The following is a 23586-nucleotide window of genomic DNA, read 5'->3' as shown; positions in this document are numbered from 1 at the left end:
GGCGTGGCGAATACCGTGAACCCAGGGCGTCCGGACGGCATAGGCGAGCGACTTGAGGCACTGCGCAGGTGGAACAACGCGACCACTCCAGAGACGATCACCACGGTCGCCGACCTGTTCACCGCACAGGCACACCGCACTCCCCACGCCCTCGCGGTGGTGGCGCCCGGCGCCCGCCTGACGTACGCCGAGCTGGGTGCCCACGTCTTCCAGCTCGCGCACCACCTGCGCGGTCGCGGCCTGGGGGCGGAGGACGTCGTGGCGGTGTCCACGCCCCGCTCCGCGGAGCTGGTCGTCGCCGTGCTGGCGGTCATGGTCGCGGGCGGCGCTTTCGTACCGGTCGAGCCGTCCTGGCCCGCGGAACGCCGAGCCAAGGTACGCGCCGAGGCCGGGGCGGGCCTGGTCATCGCCGCCCCCGGCGTGGAGACCGGTGACTCCGTCATAGAGGTGGACCTCGGCACCTGGCGCTACGGCGGCGAACCCGTCGAGCCGCCGCCGCTGCCGCCCATCAGCGGGGGACGGCTCGCGTACGTGATGTTCACCTCCGGCTCCACGGGCACCCCCAAGGGGGCGATGATCCGGCACGAGGCGATCAGCACCCGGCTGCTGTGGCAGGTCGAGGAGATCCTCGGGTTCGGGCCAGGGGACGCGTCGCTGTTCAAGGCGCCGCTGTCGTTCGACATCTCGGTCAACGAGATCCTGCTGCCGCTCGTCTCCGGCGGTTATGTGGTCGTCGCCGAGCCCGGCGGCGAACGCGACCCCCAATACCTGCTGGATCTGATCGCGGGGGAGCGGGTGACGTTCGTCTATCTGGTGTCGTCGATGCTCGACACCCTGCTGGAGATGGCCGACGGGACCTCGCTGCTGTCCGGGCTCAAGCACGTCTGGTGCGGCGGCGAGGTGCTCACGCCGGAGCTGTTCGACCGGTTCCGGAGCCGGCTGTCCACCACCCTGTACCACGGCTACGGTCCGGCCGAGGCGACCATCGGCGTCTCGCACGTCATCTACCGGGACACCGCCGAGCGCATCGCGACCTCGATCGGCCGCCCCAACCCGCACACACAGCTCTACGTGCTCGACGACCGGCTGGAGCCGCTGCCCGTGGGTGCGGTCGGGGAGTTGTACGCGGCGGGGTTCCTGCTCGGGCGCGGGTACATCAACGCCCCCGCGCTGACCGGCTCCCGGTTCGTGGCCAACCCGTTCGGCGACGGCGGTTCCCGGATGTACCGCACCGGCGACCTCGCGCGCTGGAACGCCGACGGCTCGCTGGAGTTCGTGGGGCGGGCGGACAACCAGGTGAAGATCCGCGGCATGCGACTGGAGCCGGAGGAAGTGGAGGCCGTGCTGGCCACCTACCCCGGGGTCCGGCAGGCGGCCGTCACGGTGGGTACGAACGCGGCGGGCGTACGGCACCTCATCGGGTACGTGACCTCCCACGACGACCTTCCGGCGGCGGAACTACGGCGCTGGTGCGCCGACCGGCTGCCCGAGTACATGGTGCCGAGCGCCTTCGTCGTCCTGGACCACTTCCCGGTCACCGCCAACGGCAAGGTGGACCGCCGAGCTCTGCCGGATCCGGAGCCCGAGATGGGTCGCCGTGCTCTGCCAGAGTCCGGCGGACAGGGCCGCGACGTGGGCGAGTCTCGGATTGAGCGGGAACGTGTTCTCTGCGAGATCTTCGCGCGGGTCCTCGGCCTCGAGGAGGTGGGGGCCGAGGAGGACTTCTTCGCGCTGGGCGGTGACAGCATCGTCGCCATCGGCGTCGTCCGGCAGGCGCGGCGCGCCGGACTCGTGGTGCGGGCGCGCGACCTGTTCGCCCATCCCACTCCCGCCGCGCTGGCGGTCACGGTGACCGAGGTCGCCTCGACCTCAGGGCCCACTACCGGTGCCGTCGGGGAGGTGCCCGCGACCCCGATCACCGAGTGGCTCCAGGCCACCGGCCCATCGATGGACGGGTTCATCCAGTCGATGACGGTCCGCACACCCGCCGGCATGACGGCCGAACAGCTCGAACGCGTCGTCGACGCCGTACTCGCGGCCCACGACCTGCTGCGGGCACGGACCGACGGCGCCTCCCCCTGGACCCTGGCGGTCCAGCCGGTGGGCTCACCCCGGGCGGGACAACTGATCACCCGCGTGGACGTGACCGACAGCAACGCGGCGCAGGTGGCGGCCGTTTTGGACAGCGAGATCACGGCGGCGGCGCGGCGGTTGGATCCGGTCGGCGGCCGGATGGTCGATCTGGTGTGGCTGGATGCCGGGCCGCACGCGCAGGGCCGGCTCGTGGTGGTGATCCATCACGTGATCGTGGACGGGGTGTCGCTCCGCGTGCTCCTGGAGGACCTCGGCCACGCCTGGGCGGCGGTACGTGACGGGCAGGCGGTGTCGCTGCCCGGCGTACCCACCTCATTCAGGCAGTGGGCGACCCTGCTGCGCGAACGTACCCGCGCGGGCGCGTTCGCCGCCGACGAGGCGTACTGGCTGCGGGCCGCGGCCACGCCGGACCCGACGCTGGGGGAGCGGCCCCTGGACCCGCGCCGTGACGTGGTGGCCGCCGAGGAGTCGCTGACGGTCACGGTCCCCTCACCCGTGGCCGCCCGGCTGCTCGGCGCGGTGCCCGCGGCCGTTCACGGTGGCGTGCACGACGTGCTGGTCGCGGCGGCGGCGATCGCTCTGGGCCGGTGGCGGGCCGGACACTGCCCGGACGCCGGTTCCGAGGTGCTGCTGGAGCTGGAGGGGCACGGGCGCGAGGAAGACGCCGTGGGGGACGTCGATCTCTCCCGTACCTTCGGCTGGTTCACCACGCTCTTCCCGGCCGTACTCGATCCGGGCCCGGCCGACGCCGCTTACGGCGACGCGGTGAAGGCGGTCAAGGAGCAGCTCCGCGCGGTCCCTGGGCGCGGGCTGAGTTACGGCGCTCTGCGTTATCTCGGCGACGATCCCCGTCCCGACCTGGCGGTGGCGCCGCAGGTGCTGTTCCACTACCTCGGGCGGTTCGCGGCCGGGTCCACCGAGGCGTGGACGGCCGTCGGTGACACCGAGATCGTGGTCGAGCGGCGCGACCCGCGCATGCCGCTGCCGCGCGTACTGGAGATCAACTCGGTCGCCGTGGACACGGCCGACGGGCCGGTGCTGGAGACGCGGTTCAGCTGGCCCGGCGGTGTGCTCGATGTCGGCCGAGTGCGAGGGCTGGCCGACCTATGGACCGAGGTGCTCACCGGGATCGCCACGAGCGAGACGGTCGCCGGGCACACCCCCTCGGACTTTCCCCTCCTCACCCTGGAACCCGGTGACGTGGCCGCCATCGAGGCCGCGGCACCGGAACTGCGGGAAGTGCTTCCCCTGTCTCCGCTGCAGCTCGGCCTCTACTTCCACGCCACCTTCTCCCGCGCCGCCGACCCGTACGTCGTCCAGCAGACCATCGAGCTGACCGGCCCGCTCGACGGCGACCGGTTGCGGCTGGCGGCGGACCGGCTGATCGACCGGTATCCCAACCTGGGCGCGGCCTTCCGCACTGTCGGGGACGGGCGGGTCGTGTCCGTGATCGCGGGCCGTCCGCGGGTGCCGTGGCGGGTGGAGGATCTCACCGGCACGGATGTCGCAGCCTTAGGGGCGGACGGCTTCGCGGGCCTTGGTGCCGAGGACGTCGCAGCGCGGGTGGCCGCCATCGCGGAGGCGGAGCGGTCCACGCCGTTCGATCTGGGCCGGCCTCCGTCCATGAGGTACGCGCTGCTCAGGCTCGGCGAACGGCGGCACGTGCTGATCCACACCGTGCACCACATCCTGGCCGACGGCTGGTCGGTGCCGCTGCTCCTGCGCGACCTGCTGGCGCTCTACGAGGCCGAGGGACGGTCCGAGGCGTTGCCCGCGCCCGCGCAGTACCGGGAATTCCTGCGGATGCTGGCCGCGCAGGACCCTGACGTGGCGACCGAGGCATGGGCGGACGTCCTGGCTGACGTGCGGGAGCCGACCAGACTCGCCGACGCGCTGAGCACCCCTCAAGCCGGAGGGCTCGCCGACGCGCTGAGCACGCCTCAAGCCGCAGGGCTCATCGACGTGCTGGGCGCTCCCCAAGAAACCGGACTCGCCGACGAGGGTGGCGGTGGGTTCGGGCGGGTCGAGTGGGAGTTGCCCGCGGACGTCGGCGACCGGGTGCGTGACTGGGCGCGGGAGCACGGGCTGACGGTCGGCGCCGTCATCGCCGCCGCCTGGGGGATCCTCGTCGGGCGGTTGGCCGGTCGGTCCGACGTGATGTTCGGCTCGACCGTGTCCGGCCGCGGGGCGGCCGACGTCGCGGGCATCGACTCCATGGTCGGGCTGCTGATCAACACCGTTCCGGCGCGGGTACGGTGGGTGCCCGGGGACTCCCTCGCCACCGTGGTACGGTGCTTCGCCCGCGACCGGCGTGAGGTGGTGGAGCACGAGCACGTCTCGCTGGCCCGGCTGCAGCGGCGGCTGGGCGTGCCGGAGCTGTTCGACACGCTGGTGGTCATCGAGAACTACCCGGCCGAGCCCACCCCGGCGGGCGAGGTACAGATCTCGGCGGTGCACACCGTCGAGGCGCCGCACTACCCGGTGACCCTGATGGCCAAGCCGGGTGCGCGGATCGCCGTCACGCTGACCCACGACCGGCGGGTGGTCGGGGCGGATGCCGCGGCCCGGCTGGCCCGCCAGTACGAGATGGTGCTGACCGCCCTCGCCGACGACCCCGAGCGGGCCTGCGAGCGGCTGGACCTGGTGACCGAGGAGGAGCGCGAGCGGCTGACGGCCGTTGGCTCCGGTGCCCCGGCTCGGGTGGGCGGCACGGTGGTGGGGCTGTTCGCGCGGCAGGTGGCCGAGCACTCGGAGCGTACGGCCATCGTCTGCGGGGAGCGCGTGCTCACCTACGCCGAGCTGGACGATCGCGCCCGGAGAGTCGGCCGGACGCTGACCCGGGCGGGGGTGCGGCGCGGCGACGTCGTCGCGGTGGCGACGAGCCGCTCGGCGGACATGGCCGTGGCTCTTCTTGCCGTCATGCGCGCCGGGGCCGCCTACCTTCCGGTCGATCCCGGCTATCCGGCGGCCCGGATCGAGTTCATGCTCGGGGACGCGCGTCCGGTGTGCGTGCTCACCGACGAGGCGAGTGCCAGGTCGCTGCCGCCGCACGACCTGCCGACGCTCACCGTACGAGCCGCCGCCTACGCCAGCGCCGACGTGCACCCCATCGCCGACGTGGCGGCCGGCCCGGGGGATGCCGTTTCTGTCGTGTACACCTCCGGCTCGACGGGTCGGCCGAAAGCGGTCGTCGGGACGCAGGAGGCGCTCGCCAACCGGCTGCTTTGGGCCGCTCAGGAGTGGGGGTCCGGCGTCCGGGTGGCGAAGAGCTCGCTGAGCTTCATCGACGGCACCACGGAGCTGCTCGGCGGCCTGGTCGCCGGGGCCACGACGGTCATCGCCGACGCCACCGAGGCCACCGACGGCGCCGCGCTGGCCAGGCTCGTCGAGCGGTCCGGGGCGACCCAGCTGCTCGCCGTGCCCAGCCTGGCCGGTGCGCTGGCGGACACCGAACCGGTGCGGCTCAGCGCGCTCAGCCGCTGGATCTGCAGCGGGGAACCCCTCGATCGGGCCTGCGTGAACGCGCTCCGGCAGGCGTCCCCCGACGCCCGGATCGTCAACTCCTATGGGTCTTCGGAGGTGGCGGGTGACGTACTTCAGGGCGAGGTCGAACCGGCGGGGCCGGTGACGCTGGGCAGGCCCGTGCCCGGGGCGCGGGTCTACCTGCTGGATGCCGCTCTCGACCTCGTTCCGCCCGGTGCGGTGGGGGAGATCTATGTCGGCGGGGTTCAGCTCGCTCTCGGGTACCTGGGTCAGGGCGGCGTGACGGCCACCCGCTTCGTGGCCGACCCGTACACCGACGGCGCCCGGCTCTACCGCACCGGCGACCTCGGCCGGTGGACGGCCGACGGCCGGGTCGAGTTCCTCGGCCGGGCCGATGACCAGGTGAAAATCACCGGATATCGGGTCGAACCAGGTGAACTCGAGGCCGCCCTGATGCGCCGCCCAGGCGTGGCCGACGCCGTGGTCGCCGTACGCACCACCGGCGAAAGCACGCGTTCCCTGCACGCGTACGTGGTGGCCGCCCCGGGCGAGGAGCTCGACCCCAACGCCCTTCGCGCGACCCTGCGTGCCGAGCTGCCCGCCTACCTGGTCCCCGCGACCGTGACCGTTCTGGACCGCCTGCCGGCCCTGCCCAACGGCAAGCGGGACCGCCGGGCACTGCCGGACCCCGAGCCCATCGCCAGAGGCGGACTGCCGCGCACCGCCAGGGAGGCGCTGGTCTGCCGGCACTTCGGTACGGTGCTCGGCCTCGACGGCATCGGTGTCCACGACGACTTCTTCGCCGCCGGGGGAGACAGCATCCTCGCCATCCGCGTCGTCAGCCTGCTCGTCAACGACGGGATCGAGCTGACCGCAGAAGACGTCTTCCGCCTGCGCACCCCCTCCGCCATTGAGGCGCACCTGACAGGTGGCGAACCGGCGGCCCAACCGGTCCGGGCTCAACTGGACCCGGCCGAGCTGACGACCGTGTCGCTGACGCGGGCCGAGATCGACCACGTCGTGGCGAACAGCCCGGTTCCGGTGGCCGACATCTGGGCGGTCTCGCCCCTTCAGGAGGGCGTCTACTACCAGGCGGCCTACTCCGAGGGCGCCGGCACCTACATCGCGCAGAACGTGTTCGACTTCGACCACCGGCTCGACATCGAGGCCATGACCACGGCGTTCGCGGCGCTGCTGCGGCGCCATCCCACGCTGCGGGCCGGGTTCACCGGCGACGGCGTGCCCGGTGTCGTGCAGTACATCGGCGCCGAGGTCCCAGCCGAGGTCGCGGTCGTGGACCTGGCGACCGGTTCCAGAACGGATCCGTCTGCCGCCTCCGGGACGGACATGCCGCCTGGTTCCGGGACGGGCCCGTCGACCGACTCCACGACGGACCGGGCGGACGCCCTCGCCGAGCTGCTGCGGTCCGACCGGGAGGAGCCGTTCGACCTCAGTCGGCCGCCCCTGGTCCGGCTGACCGTCATCCGCCTTCCCGGCGGCCGCGACCGGTTGCTGCTGACCGCCCACTTCCTGCTCTGGGACGGCTGGTCGCGCGAGCTGGTGCTGCGTGAGCTGTTCGCGCTGTACGAGTCCCGAGGCGAGCGCGGCGCGTTGCCGCCCGCCCAGGCGGCGTTCACCGACCACCTCGCCTGGATCGCCGCCCGTGACCGCGACGCCTCCACCGCCGCCTGGGCCGCCGCGCTCGCCGACGTCTCCGGGCCGACCATCCTGGTCCCGGAGGCGGTCGGCCGGGAGCCGATCCCGTCCGAACGCGTCCTGGCCGCGCTCCCGGCCGAGGTGACGACCCGGCTGGGGGAGCAGGCCCGGCGCGGCGGCGTCACGCTCAACTCGCTGCTGACCGCCGCGCTCGGCCTCCTCCTCGGGTACGAGACCGGGCGCACCGACGTCGTGTTCGGCACGACGGTCGCGGGACGCCCCGCGGGGCTGGCCGGGATCGAGAACGTGATCGGCCTGTTCCTCAACACCGTCCCGGCCCGGGTGACGGCCTCGCCCGACCTGACGGTGATCGAGCTGGCGCGCCGGGCCCAGGAGGACCGCATCCGGCTGGCGCCGCACGAATACCTCGGGCTCGGCGACATCCAGCGCGCCGCCGGTCAGGAACAGCTCTTCGACACCCTGTACGTCCTGCAGAACTTCCTGTCCGACACCACCTTCACCGACCTGGAACGCGAGCAGGGCATCGTCGGAGTGGAGTACGTCGACACCACCCACTACCCCTACACCTGGGTGCTGACCCCCGGCGCCAACCTGCGGATCAAGCTCGAATACCGGCCCGACGCGGTGACGGAGGCGGACGCGCGGCGGCTGGTCCGGCGCTTCAGGCGGCTGCTGGAGTCGCTCGCCGACGGCCTGTCGGTCCAGGCGGGCGCGCTGGACCCGCTGCTCGACGAGGAGCGCGCCGAGCTGGCCGGGCAGTGGGCGGCCACGGAGCATCCGATCGGCGAGGCGACCATCGCCGACCTGCTCGCCGAGCGGGCCGCGAGTTGCCCGGATGGTGTCGCCCTGGTGTTCGGGGAGCTGTCGCTGACCTACGCCGAGCTGGACGGCCGGATCAACCGCTGCGCCCGGCTGCTGCTGGCCAAGGGCGCCGGACCGGGCCGGATCGTGGCGCTGGGGCTGCCGCGCGGCGTCGAGATGGTGGTCGCGCTGTTCGCCGTCCTGCGTACGGGCGCCGCCTATCTCCCGCTCGACCTCGATCACCCGGTGAACCGGCTCGCCGAGATGCTCGACGACGCGCGGCCGGTGCTGCTGGTGTGCGCCGACGCGAGCGCACCGCTGGCCGAGCGGCAGCGGCGGCTGGGCGGGGACTGCCTGGTGCTCGATGGCGAACCGGCCACACTGCCCGCACCCCCGCTGAGCGACGCCGAACTGGGGGCGTTCGCCGGTACGGTTCCGGGCAGGCTGGAGCATCCGGCGTACGTCATCTACACCTCCGGCTCCACCGGCCGGCCCAAGGGCGTGGTCACTCCGTACCGGGGCCTGACCAACATGCAGCTCAACCACCGGGCCGAGATCTTCGACCCGGCCGTCGCCCGCGCGCGGAGCGCCGGGCGGGAGCGGCTGCGCATCGCGCACACGGTGTCGTTCTCCTTCGACATGTCGTGGGAGGAACTGCTGTGGCTCGTCGAGGGCCACGAGGTGCACATCTGCGACGAAGAGCTGCGCCGGGACGCCGCCGCGCTGACCGCCTACTGCCGCGCGAACCGCATCGACGTGATCAACGTGACCCCCACGTACGCCCACCACCTGTTCGAGGAGGGGCTGCTCGACCGGGACGGGCACCCGCCCCGCCTGGTGCTGCTGGGCGGCGAGGCGGTAAGCGAAGCCGTCTGGGACAGGTTGAGCGAGCCGGACGGCGCCGAAGGCTACAACCTGTACGGCCCGACCGAGTACACGATCAACACCCTGGGCGCGGGCACGCGCGACAGCGCCACCCCGACCGTGGGCCGGCCCATCTGGAACACCCGCGCGTACGTGCTGGACGCCTGGCTGCGCCCGGTCCACCCCGGTGTGCTCGGCGAGCTCTACGTGACGGGCGCCGGGCTCGCACACGGCTACCTGCACGCGCCGGGTCTGACCGCCGGGCGGTTCGTGGCGGATCCGTTCGTGCCGGGCGGGCGCATGTACCGGACCGGGGATCTTGTACGGCAGCGCCCGGACGGCAACCTCGACTTCCTCGGCCGGGTCGACGACCAGGTGAAGATCCGCGGCTACCGGGTCGAGCTCGGCGAGGTGGAGTCGGCGCTGGCCGCGCTGCCCCAGGTCCGGCAGGCCGCGGTCATCGCCCGTACCGACTCGGCGGTGACCGGCCTGAAGAAGCTGGTCGCGTATGTGGTGCCGGCGGAGGGGTCCGAGGGGGCCGCCTTAGTCGCGGACTTGCGGGCCGCGTTGGCCGAGCGGCTGCCCGGCTATATGGTCCCCGCGCTGTACGGCGTCGTCGGCGAGCTGCCGCTGACCGTCAACGGCAAGCTCGACGTCGCCGCCCTGCCCGAGCCCATAGCGCCCGTCAGCGGCGGCGACCGGCCACGCGACGACCGCGAGCGAACCCTGTGCGGCATCTACGCCGAGGTGCTCGGCCTGCCGGAGGTCGGCATCGACGACGACTTCTTCGCCCTCGGCGGCGACAGCATCTCCTCGATCGCCGTGACCGGCCGCGCGCGCAAGGCGGGCGTGCACCTCACTCCGCGCGACGTCTTCCGCCGCCGCACCGTACGGGCGCTCGCCGCGGCCGCGCCCCAGGCCGCTCCGGGCGTCGGGCCACGGGACAACGGCGAAGGTACGGTCGCGCTCACCCCGATGCTCGTCGAGACCATGCGGGCGCAGACGCCGCTGGAGCACTTCTACCAGTCGATGGTCTACCGCACCCCGTCGGAGATGACCCGCGCGCAGCTGGAACGCGTGCTCCAGGCCATCGGCGAACGGCACGGCCTGCTGCGGGCCCGGCTCGACCGCCATGGCGACGCCGAATGGGTGCTGTCGGTGCCGCCACCTGAGGCATTCAGTGCGGCGGACGCGCTCACCCTGTCCGTCCCAGGGGACGTGGAGGAGGCCACCCGGCAGGCCGCCGACCTGCTCGACCCGGATCGCGGGATCATGTTGCGGGCAGTCTGGATCGCCTCCGAGCCGGAGTCGGAGCCGGGTCGCCTGCTGCTGGTCATCCATCACCTGGTGATCGACGGTGTCTCCTGGCGGGTGCTCGCCGACGACCTCGCGCGGGCCTGGGCGGAGGTACGGGCGGGCCGCGAGCCCGTGCCCGACGAGGTGCCGACCTCCTTCCGTACCTGGTCGAAGCTGGTCGAGGAGGCGAGCGCGCGGGGTACGTTCCGCGACGAGCTCGACCACTGGCGGGCCGTCCTCGCCACCGAGGACCCCCGGCTGGGTACGCGCCCGCTCGACCCCGCGACCGACACGGCCGCCACCGTGGAGTCGCTGACGGTCTCGCTGCCCGGCGAGGTGAGCGCCGCCCTGCTGTCGGCCGTGCCCGCCGCGATGCACGGCGGCGTCAACGACGTCCTGCTGACCGGCTTCGCCGCCGCACTCGCCGAGTGGCGGGGTGGTGAGAGCGCCGTGGTCCTCAGCTTGGAGAGCCACGGCCGCGACGCCCTCGACGGCGTGGACCTGTCCCGTACGGTCGGCTGGTTCACCGCCATCTACCCCGTACGCCTCGACCCGGGACCGCTGAGCTGGGCGGAGGTCACTGAGGCGGGGCCCGCCCTGGCGGCGGCGGCGAAGCGGGTCAAGGAGCAGCTCCGCGCCGTACCCCGGCAGGGCCTGGGCTACGGGATCCTGCGCTATCTGGACGGCGAGGTGGACCTTCGGGGCGAGCCACCGCAGATCCTGTTCAACTACCTGGGACGGTTCGCCGCCGACGAGGGCGGGGACTGGGCGGCGGCCGGCGCGCTGCGCGAAGGTGTCCACCCGAGCAATCCCGCGATGGGACTGGAGATCAACGCGCTGGCTCAGGACGGATGGGCGGGCACGGTGTTCTCGGCCACGCTGTCCTGGCCGTCCGGCGTCATGACGGCCGCTGAGGTGGGCGAGCTGGCGGAGCTGTGGATGGCCGCGCTGACCGCCCTGACCCGGTGCGCCGAGCTCGCCGGGCGTACTCCCTCCGACTTCCCGCTGGTCGAGCTGACCCAGGGCGACGTGGACCGGCTCGCGCCGGACGGCGTGCGGGACATTCTGCCGCTGCTGCCGTTGCAGGAGGGCATGTACTTCCACGCGTCCTTCGCCGAGGACCAGACCGACACGTACATCGTGCAGCAGGTGGCCGAGCTGTCCGGCCCGGTCGACCGGGCGGCGTTGCGCCGCGCCGTGGAAGCGGTGGTCCAGCGGCACGACGCCCTGCGCGCCTGCTTCCAGGAGATGGCCGACGGCCGGGTGGTCCAGGTGATCGCCGGTGCCGTGGAGGTGCCGTGGCGCGAGGTGGACCTGACCGGTCTGGACGCGGCGGCGGCGAGCGAGCGGCTGGCCGAGGTCACGGCCGCCGAGCTGGCCGAGCCCTTCGACCTGTCGGCCGCGCCCCTGCTCCGCTACGCGCTGGTCTCGCTCGGTCCCACCGAACATCGGCTCGTGGAGACCATGCACCACATCCTCGCCGATGGCTGGTCGTACCCGCTGGTGTTCGGCGACCTGCTGGAGTCCTACGAGCGCGGCCGGTCCGGAAGCGGGTACGACCTGCCCGCCCCGGCGGTGACGTTCCGCGACCATGTCGAGGCGATGGCCGCCCTGGACCGCGTACGGGCCCGCGAGGTGTGGGCCCGCGCGCTGTCCGGCATCGACTCCGCCACCCGCCTGGTCGGCGCCGCGCAGGGGGAGGCCGCGCAGGGGGAGGCCGTCCAGGGGCAGGCCGTCCAGGGACAGAAGGTGTCGCGGCACGACAGCGTCCATGTCGCGCTGCCCGCCGAGCGCACGGGCGCCCTCGTCGAGGCCGCCCGCGAGCAGGGGGTGACCCTCAGTACGTTCGTGCATGGCGCCTGGGGTCTGCTGCTCGGCAGGCTGCTCGGGCGGGAGCGGGTGGTGTTCGGCTCCACGGTGTCGGGGCGGGGCGGAGAGCTGCCCGGCGTCGAGTCGATCGTCGGCCTCCTGATCAACACCGTTCCGGTGCCGATGTCCTGGAGTCCCGGCGACACCCTGCGGCAGGTGCTCGCCCGGCTGCAGGAGCAGCAGACGGATCTGCTGGACGTTCAGCAGGTGGGGCTCGGGGAGCTCGCCGCCGTGGCGGGGGTCCGGGAGTTCTTCGACACGATGGTGGTGGTGGAGAACTTCCCCGCCGTGCGGGCCGGTGCGGGGGATGGGCTGAGCGTGCTGGGGTTCACCGGCACTGATGCGCCGCACTATCCGGTCTCTCTGGTGGCCTTTCCTGGGGAGCGGCTGACGCTGGAGATCAAGTACGACGTCGAGCTGGTCGGGGAACGGGCGGCCCGTCGGCTGCTCGACCAGGTGGGACGTGTCCTCGACCAGCTGGCCACCGCGCCGAGCACGCCGGTCTCGCGGCTGGACGTGCTGGTGGCGGGCGGCTTGACGCTCGCCGACGCGTACGCCGCCGCACCCGTCCGGCCGGGCTCCATAGCCGTCACCTCGGGCGACACAATGCTCACGCACACCGAGCTGGACGCGGCCGCCAACCGGCTGGCCCGCGCGCTGGCCGCCGGGGGCGTCCGGCCGGAGTCGCGGGTCGCCGTCGCGCTGCCCCGCTCGGCGGACCTCGTCGTCGCCCTGCTCGCGGTCGTGAAGGCGGGCGGCTGCTACGTACCGCTGGACATCAGCGCCCCGGCCGGACGACTGAGCCACATCCTCGCCGACTCGGCCCCCGTATGCCTGCTGACCGACACCGCGACGCTGGACTCGCTGCCCCCCGTCACGGTGCCGGTCATGCTGCTGGACGATCCGCGCCTCCTCGCGGACCACGCCTCTGCCCCGCCGCCCCTGGTCCCGTCGGCGGCGGCTGACAACGCGGCGTACGTCATCTACACCTCGGGTTCGACGGGCCTGCCCAAGGGTGTGGCGGTGACCCATCGCAACGTGCTGTCGCTGTTCGCGGCGGCTGGGGAGCTGTTCGACTTCGGTCCCTCTGACGTGTGGACCATGTTCCACTCGTACGCGTTCGACTTCTCGGTGTGGGAGCTCTGGGGCGCGCTGCTGCACGGCGGTCGCCTGGTCGTCGTCGACCGCGACGTGGCCCGCGACCCGCGCCGCTTCCTGGCGCTGCTGGAACGCGAGCACGTGACCGTACTGAACCAGACGCCGTCCGCGTTCTACCCGCTGATGGAGGCCGAACGGGAGCGGCCGGGCGAGCTCGCGCTGCGGTACGTGGTGTTCGGCGGCGAGGCGCTGGACCTCGCGCGTCTGGCGCCCTGGTATCAGGGTCACGCGGACGGAGCGCCGCGCCTGGTGAACATGTACGGGATCACCGAGACCTGTGTGCACGTGTCGTTCCGTGCGCTGACCTCGGCCGACGCTGAAGGCGCGAGCGGTGACAGCGTCGTCGGCGGGCCGCTGCCCGGTCTCGGCGTACACCTGCTCGACGACCGTCTCGAGCCGGTCCCGCCGGGGGTCACCGGCGAGATCTATGTCGCGGGCGATCAGCTCGCTCGCGGCTACCTCGATCGCCCGGGCCTGACCGCCGAGCGCTTCGTGGCGCACACTGGCGGCACCCGCCTCTACCGCAGCGGCGACCTCGCGCGGTGGACTCCCGACGGCGATCTGGTCTACGTGGGCCGCTCCGACCAGCAGGTCAAGGTACGGGGATACCGCATCGAACCCGGCGAGATCGAGTCCGCGCTGCGCACGCTGGACGGAGTCGTGAACGCCGCCGTCACCGTGCGGGAGGACGAGCCGGGACAGCGGCGGCTGGTGGCGTACCTGGTCGTGCGGAACGGGGCGCGTCTCGGTGCCGCCGAGGCCCACGCCCACCTGGCTGAGAGGTTGCCCGGCTACATGATCCCGTCGGCGTTCGTCCCACTCGACGCGCTGCCACTCACGGTGAACGGCAAGCTCGACCGCACGGCCCTGCCCGCCCGTTCACCCGCCCGGGCCGCCGTCGTTGGCGACGCTGGGGGGTCGCCTGTGGCGGTGTTGCGGGCGCTGTACGCGGAGGTTCTGCGGCTGGACGGTGTGGGCCCCGACGACGACTTCTTCGTGCTCGGGGGTGACAGCATCATCGCGATCCAGCTGGTCAACCTGGCTCGGCGCCGGTCATTGCGGCTGTCCCCCCGTGACGTGTTCGTCCACCGCACTCCGGCCGCGCTCGCTGAGGCGATCGGCCATGGTGCTCAGGGTGTGGTTGCCGGGGGGATCGGCCACGGTGAGCGTGGTGCGGTCGGCCATGGTGTGCGGGGCGCGCTTGCTGGGGCGGTCGGCCACGGTGGCGCGGACACCGGCCCCGGCCGGGCGCCGGACGGGCTCGCGTCCGGCCCTGGCTGGGAGCCGGACGAGGTCGTGTCCGATGGGGTGGGCGAGGTCATGCTGATGCCGATCGTGCATCGGCTGGCCGAGTTGGGCGGGCGGATCTCCCGGCTGAACCAGTCCGAGCTGCTGTTCACCCCACCGGGCGCGACCCACGAGCAGATCGTCGCGCTGATCCACGCGCTCGTCAGGCGTCACGACGCGCTCCGGTTGCGGCTGCATCGGCCGTCTCCACTGCTGTGGTCCCTGGAGGTCCGCCCGGCCACCGACATCCCCGGCGCCGCCGACATTCCCGGTCCCGCTGGTGTCTCCGGCGCCGCTGGCATTCCCGGTCCCGGTGGCATCCCCGGTCCGGTTGGCGTCTCCGGTCCGGCTGGTGTTTCCGGTTCGGCCAGTGGCTCCGATCTCACTGGTGCCTCGGAACCTGCCGATGCCTCCGATCCCGCCGTGACCTTGGTCGACGCGGTGGGTCTCGACGACGACGCCCTGCGCGCTCTGGTCGCCGTCCAGTCCGACGCCGCCGCCGATCGGCTGGACCCCGACGGCGGTCACGTACTGCGGGCGGTGTGGTTCGATCGGGGGCCCGAGCAGCAGGGCAGGCTGCTGCTCGTCGCGCACCACCTGGTAGTCGACGGGGTCTCGTGGCGGATCCTGACCGACGACCTGCGACAGGGCTGGGACGCCGTGAGCACCGGGCGCCGCGTCCGGCTCGAACCGGTCGGCACGTCCCTGCGAGCCTTCGCGCGGTCCATTACCGAGAACGCCACCCAGGCGGCCCGGCTCGCCGAGTTCGAGCACTGGACGACGACCCTGGCACCGGGGGGCGAACTCGACCCGTCAACCCCGGCCATCGGCCTGACAGCAGGCCAAACCCGAGACCACGTCGTGCGCCTGCCCCCCGAGGTGACCGCACCGCTGCTGGCCACCGCGTCGGCCGCCCCCGTCGCCGATGTGACCGCTGTGCTCGTTGCCGCGCTGCACCTCGCCGTGTCGCGCTGGCGTGTGGCGTGTGGCGGCGAGCCCGGGGCGCCGCTGGTGATCGACCTGGAGCGGCACGGGCGTGAGCAGATCTCCGACGAAGACGACCTGTCCAGGACCGTGGGGTGGTTCACCGCCATCGCCCCTGTACGCCTGCCCGCCGTTACCGGTGGCCCCCGAGACGTACTCGGCGACGTGGGCCACGCGCTGCGAGCCGCCCCGGACCGGGGCCTGGGGTACGGGCAGTTGCGTTACTGCAACGCGCGCACCGCGCCTGCGCTCGCCCGGCTGGGAACACCCCAGTTGCTCTTCAACTACCTCGGTCGATTCCCCACCGGAGGATCCGGCGACTGGGACTCCGCACCCGAGGCGACGGCGCTGCGCGTACACCCGGACCCCGACCTGGGCACCCCGTACCTGCTGGAGATCAACGTCGCCTGCCACGACACGGCGGCAGGGCCAGAGCTGCACGCCGTGTTCACCTACGCGGACGGCGGGCTCGCCGCGGCCGACGTGGACACGCTCGCCGACGGCTGGGTGACGGCCGCCCGCGAGCTGGCCACCGCATCCTCCGGTTCCGCCTCCCCTGGTTCGACCCCACCCGGCTCCGCGTCCTCCGGCCCTGGGTCGTCCGAGCCCGGTGGGACCGCCCGGCCCACCCTGGTCACCCACCCCGCCCTCACCCCCGATGAGATTGATCGGGTGGTCGCCGCAGCCCCGGTCGACGTACAGGACATCTGGCCCCTGTCGCCACTCCAAGAGGGCCTGTACTTCCAGGCGGGCTACGCGGGTGACGCCGACGTGTACGTGGCGCAGAACGCGTTCGACTTCGCCGGGCGGCTCGACGTCGCGGCCCTCCGCCGCGCCTACGCCACTGTGCTCGACCGGCACGCGGCCATGCGGCTCGGCTTCACCGCCGAAGGCACGACCCGGCCCGTCGCCCTGGTCGGGACCGCGCTGGACAGCTCGGTCGGCGTGGTTGACCTGTCGGACGTGGCCGACGACGACCCGGACGTGGCCGACGGCGACTCGGACGTCGTTTACGGCGACTCGGGAGCGGCCGACGACGGCTTGGGAGCAGTCGACAACGGCTCGGGAGCGGTCGACGATGGCCGGCTCCGGGCGCTGATGGAGGAGGATCGTCGGCGGCCGTTCGACCTGGCCCGGCCGCCGCTGTGTCGCCTGACCGTGGTCCGGCTGCCCGGCGGGCGCGACCGGCTGCTGCTCACGTACCACCTGCTGCTGTGGGATGGATGGTCGCGGGAGCTGGTGCTGCGCGAGCTGTTCGGCCAGTACGCCCTCGCCCGCGACAACCGCCCGACCCCGGAGACCGCCGAGCAGACGGCGACGTCCATCGACTACCCCGCCCCGCGACAGGGAGGGGAGACGGCGATGTCCACCGACCACCCCGCCCTGCCGCCAACCGAACAGACGGCGACGTTCATCGACTACCTTGCCTGGCTGGGGCGGCAGGACACGGACGCGTCCGCGCGGGCGTGGGCGCGGGCGCTGGCCGGGGTCGAGGAGCCGACCATCCTGTTCCCAGCGGCCGCAGGGACCGCGCCGGTGCTGGCCACCAGCCTGTCGTTCCGGTTGACCCGGGAGCAGACCGGGCGCGTCACCGACCGGGCGCGCCGGGGCGGGGTGACGCTCAACGCGCTGCTCAGTACGGCGCTGGCCATGGTGCTCAGTCATGCCTCCGGCCGCCAGGAGGCCGTGTTCGGGACGACCGTCGCCGGACGGCCGACCGAGCTGGACGGCATCGACTCGGTGATCGGGGTCTTCCTCAACACCGTTCCGGTCCATGTCCGGCTGGCTCCGGGCGAGCCCGCGCTGGAGGTCATGCTGCGGGTGCAGGCCGACCGCGTGGAGATGATGCCGCACGAGTACCTCGGCCTGGGCGACATCCAGCGCGCGGCCGGCCGTGACCAGCTCTTCGACAGCCTGTACGTCCTGCAGAACTTCCTCGACGACGACACCTTCACCGACCTGGAGCAGGAGCACGGCATCGTCGGCGTGCGGAGTGTGGACGCCACGCACTACCCGCTCACCTGGGTGGCCACGCCGGGGGCGCGGCTGGCGGTGCGGCTGGAGTACCGCGCCGATGTGGTCGCGCCCGAGCAGGCGCGGGCCCTGCTGTCCCGGCTGGAGCAGGTACTGCTCCACCTCTCCGAGCACCCCGCCACGACCGTGGCCGACGTGCCCGTCATCCTCCCGTACGAGCGCGCGGCGCTGGAGGCCGGATGGGACGCCGTCACCCATCCCATCGGCGCCGAGACCATCGCGGAGCTGATGGAAGCCCAGGCCCGGCGGACACCGGACGCCGCCGCGCTCACCTCAGGCGCGCGGACGCTGACCTACGCCGAGCTCGACGCGCGGGTGAACCAGCTCGCGCGCCTGCTGCTCGACCGGGGAGCGGGCCCCGAGCGGATCATCGCGCTGGCCGTGCCCCGGTCCATCGACATGGTGGCGGCGTTGTTCGCGGTCCTCCGCACCGGGGCCGCCTACCTTCCCCTCGAACTGGACCATCCCGACGACCGACTGCTCGCGATGCTGGCCGACGCCGGTCCGGTCCTGCTGGTCACCACCGAAGCGGTGGCGCCCCGGCTCGCCTCCCATCCCGTGCCGGTGCTGTGCCTGGACGGCGCCGGCGGGCGTACCGGATCGGCGGACCCGATCGAGGACCACGAGCTGGGTGACTTCGCGCCCGGCAGTCCGGGACGGCTCGACCACCCGGCGTACGTCATCTACACCTCCGGCTCCACCGGACGGCCGAAGGGCGTGGTCACCCCGTACCGGGGGCTGACGAACATGCAGCTCAACCACCGCGAGGCCATCTTCGCCCCCACGGTCGCCGCCGCCGGGAACCGGATCCTCACGATCGCGCACACGGTCTCGTTCTCGTTCGACATGTCGTGGGAGGAGCTGTTGTGGCTGGTCGAGGGCCATCATGTGCACATCTGCGACGAGGAGCTGCGCCGTGACGCCCGCGCGCTCGTCGCGTACTGCGACCGGCACCGCGTCGACGTCGTCAACGTGACCCCGACCTACGCCCAGCACCTGCTCGACCAGGGGCTGCTCGACGGCGCGCGGTATGGGGGGCCGCCCGGTTCGTACCGTCCGGCTCTGGTGCTGCTCGGTGGCGAGGCGGTGCCGCAGACGTTGTGGAACGCGCTGAGCGAGGCCGAGGGGGTGGCGGGTTACAACCTGTACGGTCCGACCGAGTACACGATCAACACCCTCGGCGCGGGCACCGAGGACAGCGCGGGCACCACGGTCGGCCGGCCCATCTGGAACACCCGAGGCTACGTGCTGGACGCCGCCCTGCGCCCGGTGCCCGTGGGCGTGCCCGGCGAGCTGTACATCAGCGGGGCGGGGCTGGCGCGTGGATATCTCGACCGCGCCGGGCTGACCGCCTCGCGATTCGTGGCGGATCCGCATAGGCGTGGCGGGCGGATGTACCGTACGGGCGACCTGGTACGTGCCCGTGCCGACGGGAACCTCGATTTCCTGGGCCGTACTGACGATCAGGTCAAGATCCGCGGTTATCGGGTGGAGCCGGCGGAGGTCGAGGCCGCCGTGACGGCACGGCCGGGCGTGCACCAGAGCGCGGTGCTCGCGGTTCCCGGCCCGTCGGGTGGCAAGCGGTTGGTGGCCTATGTCGTTCCCGAGGAGCCCGGTGACGAGGACTCGCTGCTGGTGGCCGTCCATCGTGAGCTGAAGTCGGTGCTGCCCGGGTACATGGTGCCGTCGGCCTTCGCGGTCGTGGAGGCGCTGCCGTTGACGATCAACGGCAAGCTGGACACCGCCGCGCTGCCCGCACCGCGGTCGCTGCCGTCGAGTTCGAGGGCGCCGGCGGGTGAGCTGGAACGGCGGCTGTGCGAACTGTTCGGCGAGGTCCTCGGTGATCTCGGCGGGTTCGGCGCTGAGGACGACTTCTTCGACCGGGGTGGACACTCCCTGCTCGCCATCCAGCTGTTCGGGCTGGTGCGTGCGGCTTTGGGCGTCGAACTGTCGTTGCGTGACCTGTTCGACACGCGAACGCCCGCGCGCCTGGCCGCCCGTCTCGCCGACCGAGCCGGGACCGCACCCCCCGAGCTCACCTCCCGCCCGCGGCAGGGGCGCCCACCGCTGTCGGCGGCCCAGGAACGGCTCTGGCTGCTCCAGCAACTGGACCCCACCTCGACGGCGTACAACTACCCGCTGCTCGTCCGCCTCCGCGGATCCGTTGACCACGACGCCCTCCGGGCCGCGCTCGGAGACGTCGTGACGCGGCACGAGGTGCTGCGGACGCTGGTCACGGTCATGGACGACCAGCCGTTCCAGGACGTACTCGATCCGTCCCCGATCGAAGTCGCGGTCATGGACCGCCCGGCCGCCGAGACCGGGAGCGTGGTGTCGGCGGCGGTGGCCCGACCCTTCGACCTGGCCGCGGACCCGCCGTTGCGGGTCACCCTGATTCAAGAGCAGGACACAGGGGACAGCGTGCTGGCCCTGATCCTGCACCACATCGCCATGGACGAGTGGTCCGACCGGCCGCTGCTGCGCGACCTCGACACCGCCTATGCCGCACGGCGGGCCGGTCATGCCCCGCAGTGGGAGCCGCTGCCGGTGCAGTACGCGGACTACACCCTGTGGCAGCGCGAACTGCTCGGCGACCCCGGGAACCCGGCCGGCAGGCACGCCGCCGAGCGGACCTACTGGCAGGAGCGCCTGCGCGGCCTACCGGACGAGATCCCCCTCCCCGCCGACCGGCCCCGGCAGGCCCGCGCCGCCCGCCAGGCCGGTCGAGTGTCCGCGCCTCTCTCGCCGGGGCTGATCGACCCGCTGCGGGAGCTGGGCAGTGCCGAGTCGGCGAGCCTGTTCATGGTGCTGCACGCCGCACTCGCTACCTTGCTGCACCGCCTCGGCGCGGGTACCGACGTCCCGATCGGCAGCCCGACCTCGGGCCGCGCCGACGCGGTGCTGAACGACCTGGTCGGCTTCTTCGTCAACACCGTCGTACTGCGCGCCGACCTTTCCGGCTCGCCGTCCTTCACCGAGCTGTTGCGTCGGGTGCGCGAGACGGACCTGACCGCGTTCGAGCACGCCAACGTGCCCTTCCAACAGGTCGTCGAGGTGGTCAATCCGGTACGCGAGCAGGGGCGCAACCCGCTGTTCCAGGTGATGATCGGTTTCCTGCATCGGCCGGGCGATCAGGACACCGTCCTGGACCTGCCCACCGGCGAGGCGCCCTCCTCCTTCGCCGATCCGAAGGTCGAGCTGAACTTCACCTTCGTCGACGCCGGACCACGACAGCCGGTCGAACTCATCCTGGAGTACGACGCCGGACGCTTCCACGACCACACCGCTCGGCGCCTGCTCGACCGCCTCATGGTGCTGCTCGACGCACTCGCGGCCCGACCGGACCAGCCGGTCGACACGGCCCCGATCCTCGCCGCGAGCGACCTCGACGACCTCGCCAGGTGGCGGTCAGGCGGGCCGGTGGAACGGGGTGATCTGTCCTGGTACGCGCGGTTCTCCGCACACGCGAAGGCGGCGCCCGACGCGGATGCCTGCGTGTCGGGCGGTCGGACGATGAGCTACGCCGAGCTCGACGCGGCCTCGAACGCGTTCGCCGCCAGGCTCGCCGACCTTGGCGTCGGCCCGGAGAGCCTGGTCGGGCTGGCCCTGCCGCGCTCGGCCGACCTGCTGGCGGCCGTGCTGGGTGTCGCCAAGGCGGGGGCCGCGTACCTGCCGCTCGACCCCGCGTTCCCGGCCGACCGCCTGCGATTCATGATCGATGACGCCCGGCCCGCCGTCGTGGTCATCGACGAGTATTCGCGTGAGCTGTTCCCCGTCCTGCCTGACGGTACGTCTCTTATCGACCTCCCGTCCGCGAGCCCCTTCCAACCCATCTCGCCCATGCGTCCCGTTCACCCCGTCTCGCCCGATCCGGACGCCGCCTCGTACGTCATCTACACCTCGGGATCCACCGGCAGGCCCAAGGGTGTGGTCGTCACCCATCGCGACCTGGAGACCTTCCTCGCCGCCGTGACCGCCGCCGTCCCGATCGGCGACTCCGATCGCCTGCTCGCCGTCACCACCCTGTCCTTCGACATCTCCGTACTCGAGCTGATGGCGCCCCTACGCGCCGGCGGGTGCGTGGTGATGGCCACGGAGGAGCAGGTACGCGACCCGCGACTGCTCACCGCACTGGCCGAGGCCGAACAGGTCACGGTCATGCAGGCGACCCCGTCCCTGTGGTCGGCGCTGACACAGTCGCCGGGCGCCGACCTCGGCGGTGTGCGGGTGCTGGTCGGCGGCGAGGCGCTCCCGCCCCCGCTGGCCCGGGAGCTGGCGGCCAGAGCCCGGAGCGTGACGAACCTGTACGGACCCACGGAAGCGACCGTCTGGGCGACATTCGCGGCTGTGGATACCGACTGGTGCGACCGCCCCACGATCGGCCGCCCCCTGTCGGGCACCACGGTCCACCTCCTGGACGCGGCCCTGTGCCCGGTGCCTCCCGGCGCCGTCGGTGAGCTGTATCTCGGTGGGGCCCAGATCACCAGGGGATACCTGGGCCGCCACGGTCTCACCGCGTCCCGGTTCGTCGCCGATCCGTACACGCACGGCGCCCGCCTCTACCGCACCGGCGACCTCGCCCGCTGGACCGGTGACGGCTCGCTGGAGTTCCTCGGCCGCTCGGACCAGCAGGTCAAGGTGCGCGGCTTCCGCATCGAGCCGGGCGAGATCGAGTCGGTCGCGGCCGATCATCCCGCCGTCCGGCAGGTCGCGGTGGCCGTCCGCCAGGACGCGCAGGGCGAAACCCGCATCCTCGCGTACGTCACCACCGGCGACGGCTCATCGGCACCGCCGCTGCGGGAGTACCCCGCCATCAGCAACGCCTCATCGACGCCACCGTTGCGGGAGTACCTCGCCCGGCGCCTGCCGTCGTACATGGTCCCCTCGGTCGTGACGGTGCTCGACGAGCTGCCGCTCACCCCGAACGGCAAGGTGGACCGCGCGGCCCTGCCGGACGTCGACTTCGCCCGGCTGACCACCCCCACCGCGCCGCGCTCGCGTACCGAGGCGGCCGTCTGCGACGTCATCGCGGAGGTGCTGGGGCTCGACTCGGTCGGCGTGGACGACGACTTCTTCGTCCTCGGCGGCCACTCTCTGCTGCTGGTACGGCTGGCCGCGGCCCTGCGCAGGGAGCTCGGCGCCGACCTCCCGATAGCGGAGCTGTTCACGACACCCACGGCCGCCACCCTCGCCCAGCGCATCGCCGACGCGGCCCCCGGCGACCCCGCGACCGCCGGCGACGCGATGGCCCCGCTGCTGGCCCTGCGGGCAGGCGGCACCCGGCCACCGCTGTTCTGCCTGCCGCCCGCCAGCGGCCTGAGCTGGCAGTTCGCCGGGCTCAAGCGCTACCTGCCCGAAGACGTACCCCTCTATGGGCTGCAGTCGCCCCTCCTGAGCCGTACCACCCACCTGCCCGCGACGATGCTCGAGCTGGTCAAGGAGTACGCCGGGCTGATCGACCGGACCGCACCCGAGGGGCCCGTCAGCCTGCTCGGCTGGTCGTTCGGCGGTGCGGTGGCCCACCAGGTGGGGGTGCGCCTGGCGGCCGGCGGGCGCGAGGTCGCGTTCCTCGGCATGCTCGACACGCGTAAGGACTTCGCCGAGAGGCCCGAAGGCGCAGGGGACCGGTCGTCGGCGATCGCCGACCTGCTGACCGAGATGGGCTGCCAGGTGCCGGAAGGGCGGCGGGCCACGCTGTCGATCGCCGACGCGGTCGGGTTCGTCCGGGATCTGGGCGGCGGCGTGGCCGCGCTGGAGGACGCCCAGATCGCTCGGGTGGTGGAGAACTACCTGGCCGGCGACCGCCTGATGGAGCGGGCCGTGTACGGCGTCTTCCCCGGAGACGTGGTCTTCGTCGACGCGACCGTACCGGAGCAGGGGTTCGCGGGGACGGCCTCCGAGCAGTGGAGCGGGTACGTCGGGGGAGAGCTACGGACGTTCGCCGTCGAGTGCGGGCATTCCGAACTGCTGGACACCCGCACTCTGGAGACCTTGGGCCCGCTGATCGCCCGCCACCTCTCCCGGTGAGGCCGGGTGGGA

1 protein-coding gene is annotated in these 23586 nt (G+C 72.7%); it reads left to right on the top strand.

The genetic code is table 11. The annotated features are described in order from the left end of the window. Window positions 1-3: 3 nt before the first annotated feature. On the top strand, window positions 4-23574 hold the full coding sequence (locus AB0B64_RS01445) for a non-ribosomal peptide synthase/polyketide synthase (RefSeq protein ID WP_358173705.1): 23571 nt from the start codon (window positions 4-6) through the stop codon (window positions 23572-23574). Window positions 23575-23586: the final 12 nt, after the last annotated feature.

Origin of the sequence: Nonomuraea sp. NPDC049129, from assembly GCF_040648495.1 — a bacterium.
Lineage (GTDB): Bacteria > Actinomycetota > Actinomycetes > Streptosporangiales > Streptosporangiaceae > Nonomuraea.
This window is presented reverse-complemented; position numbering and strand designations above follow the sequence as displayed.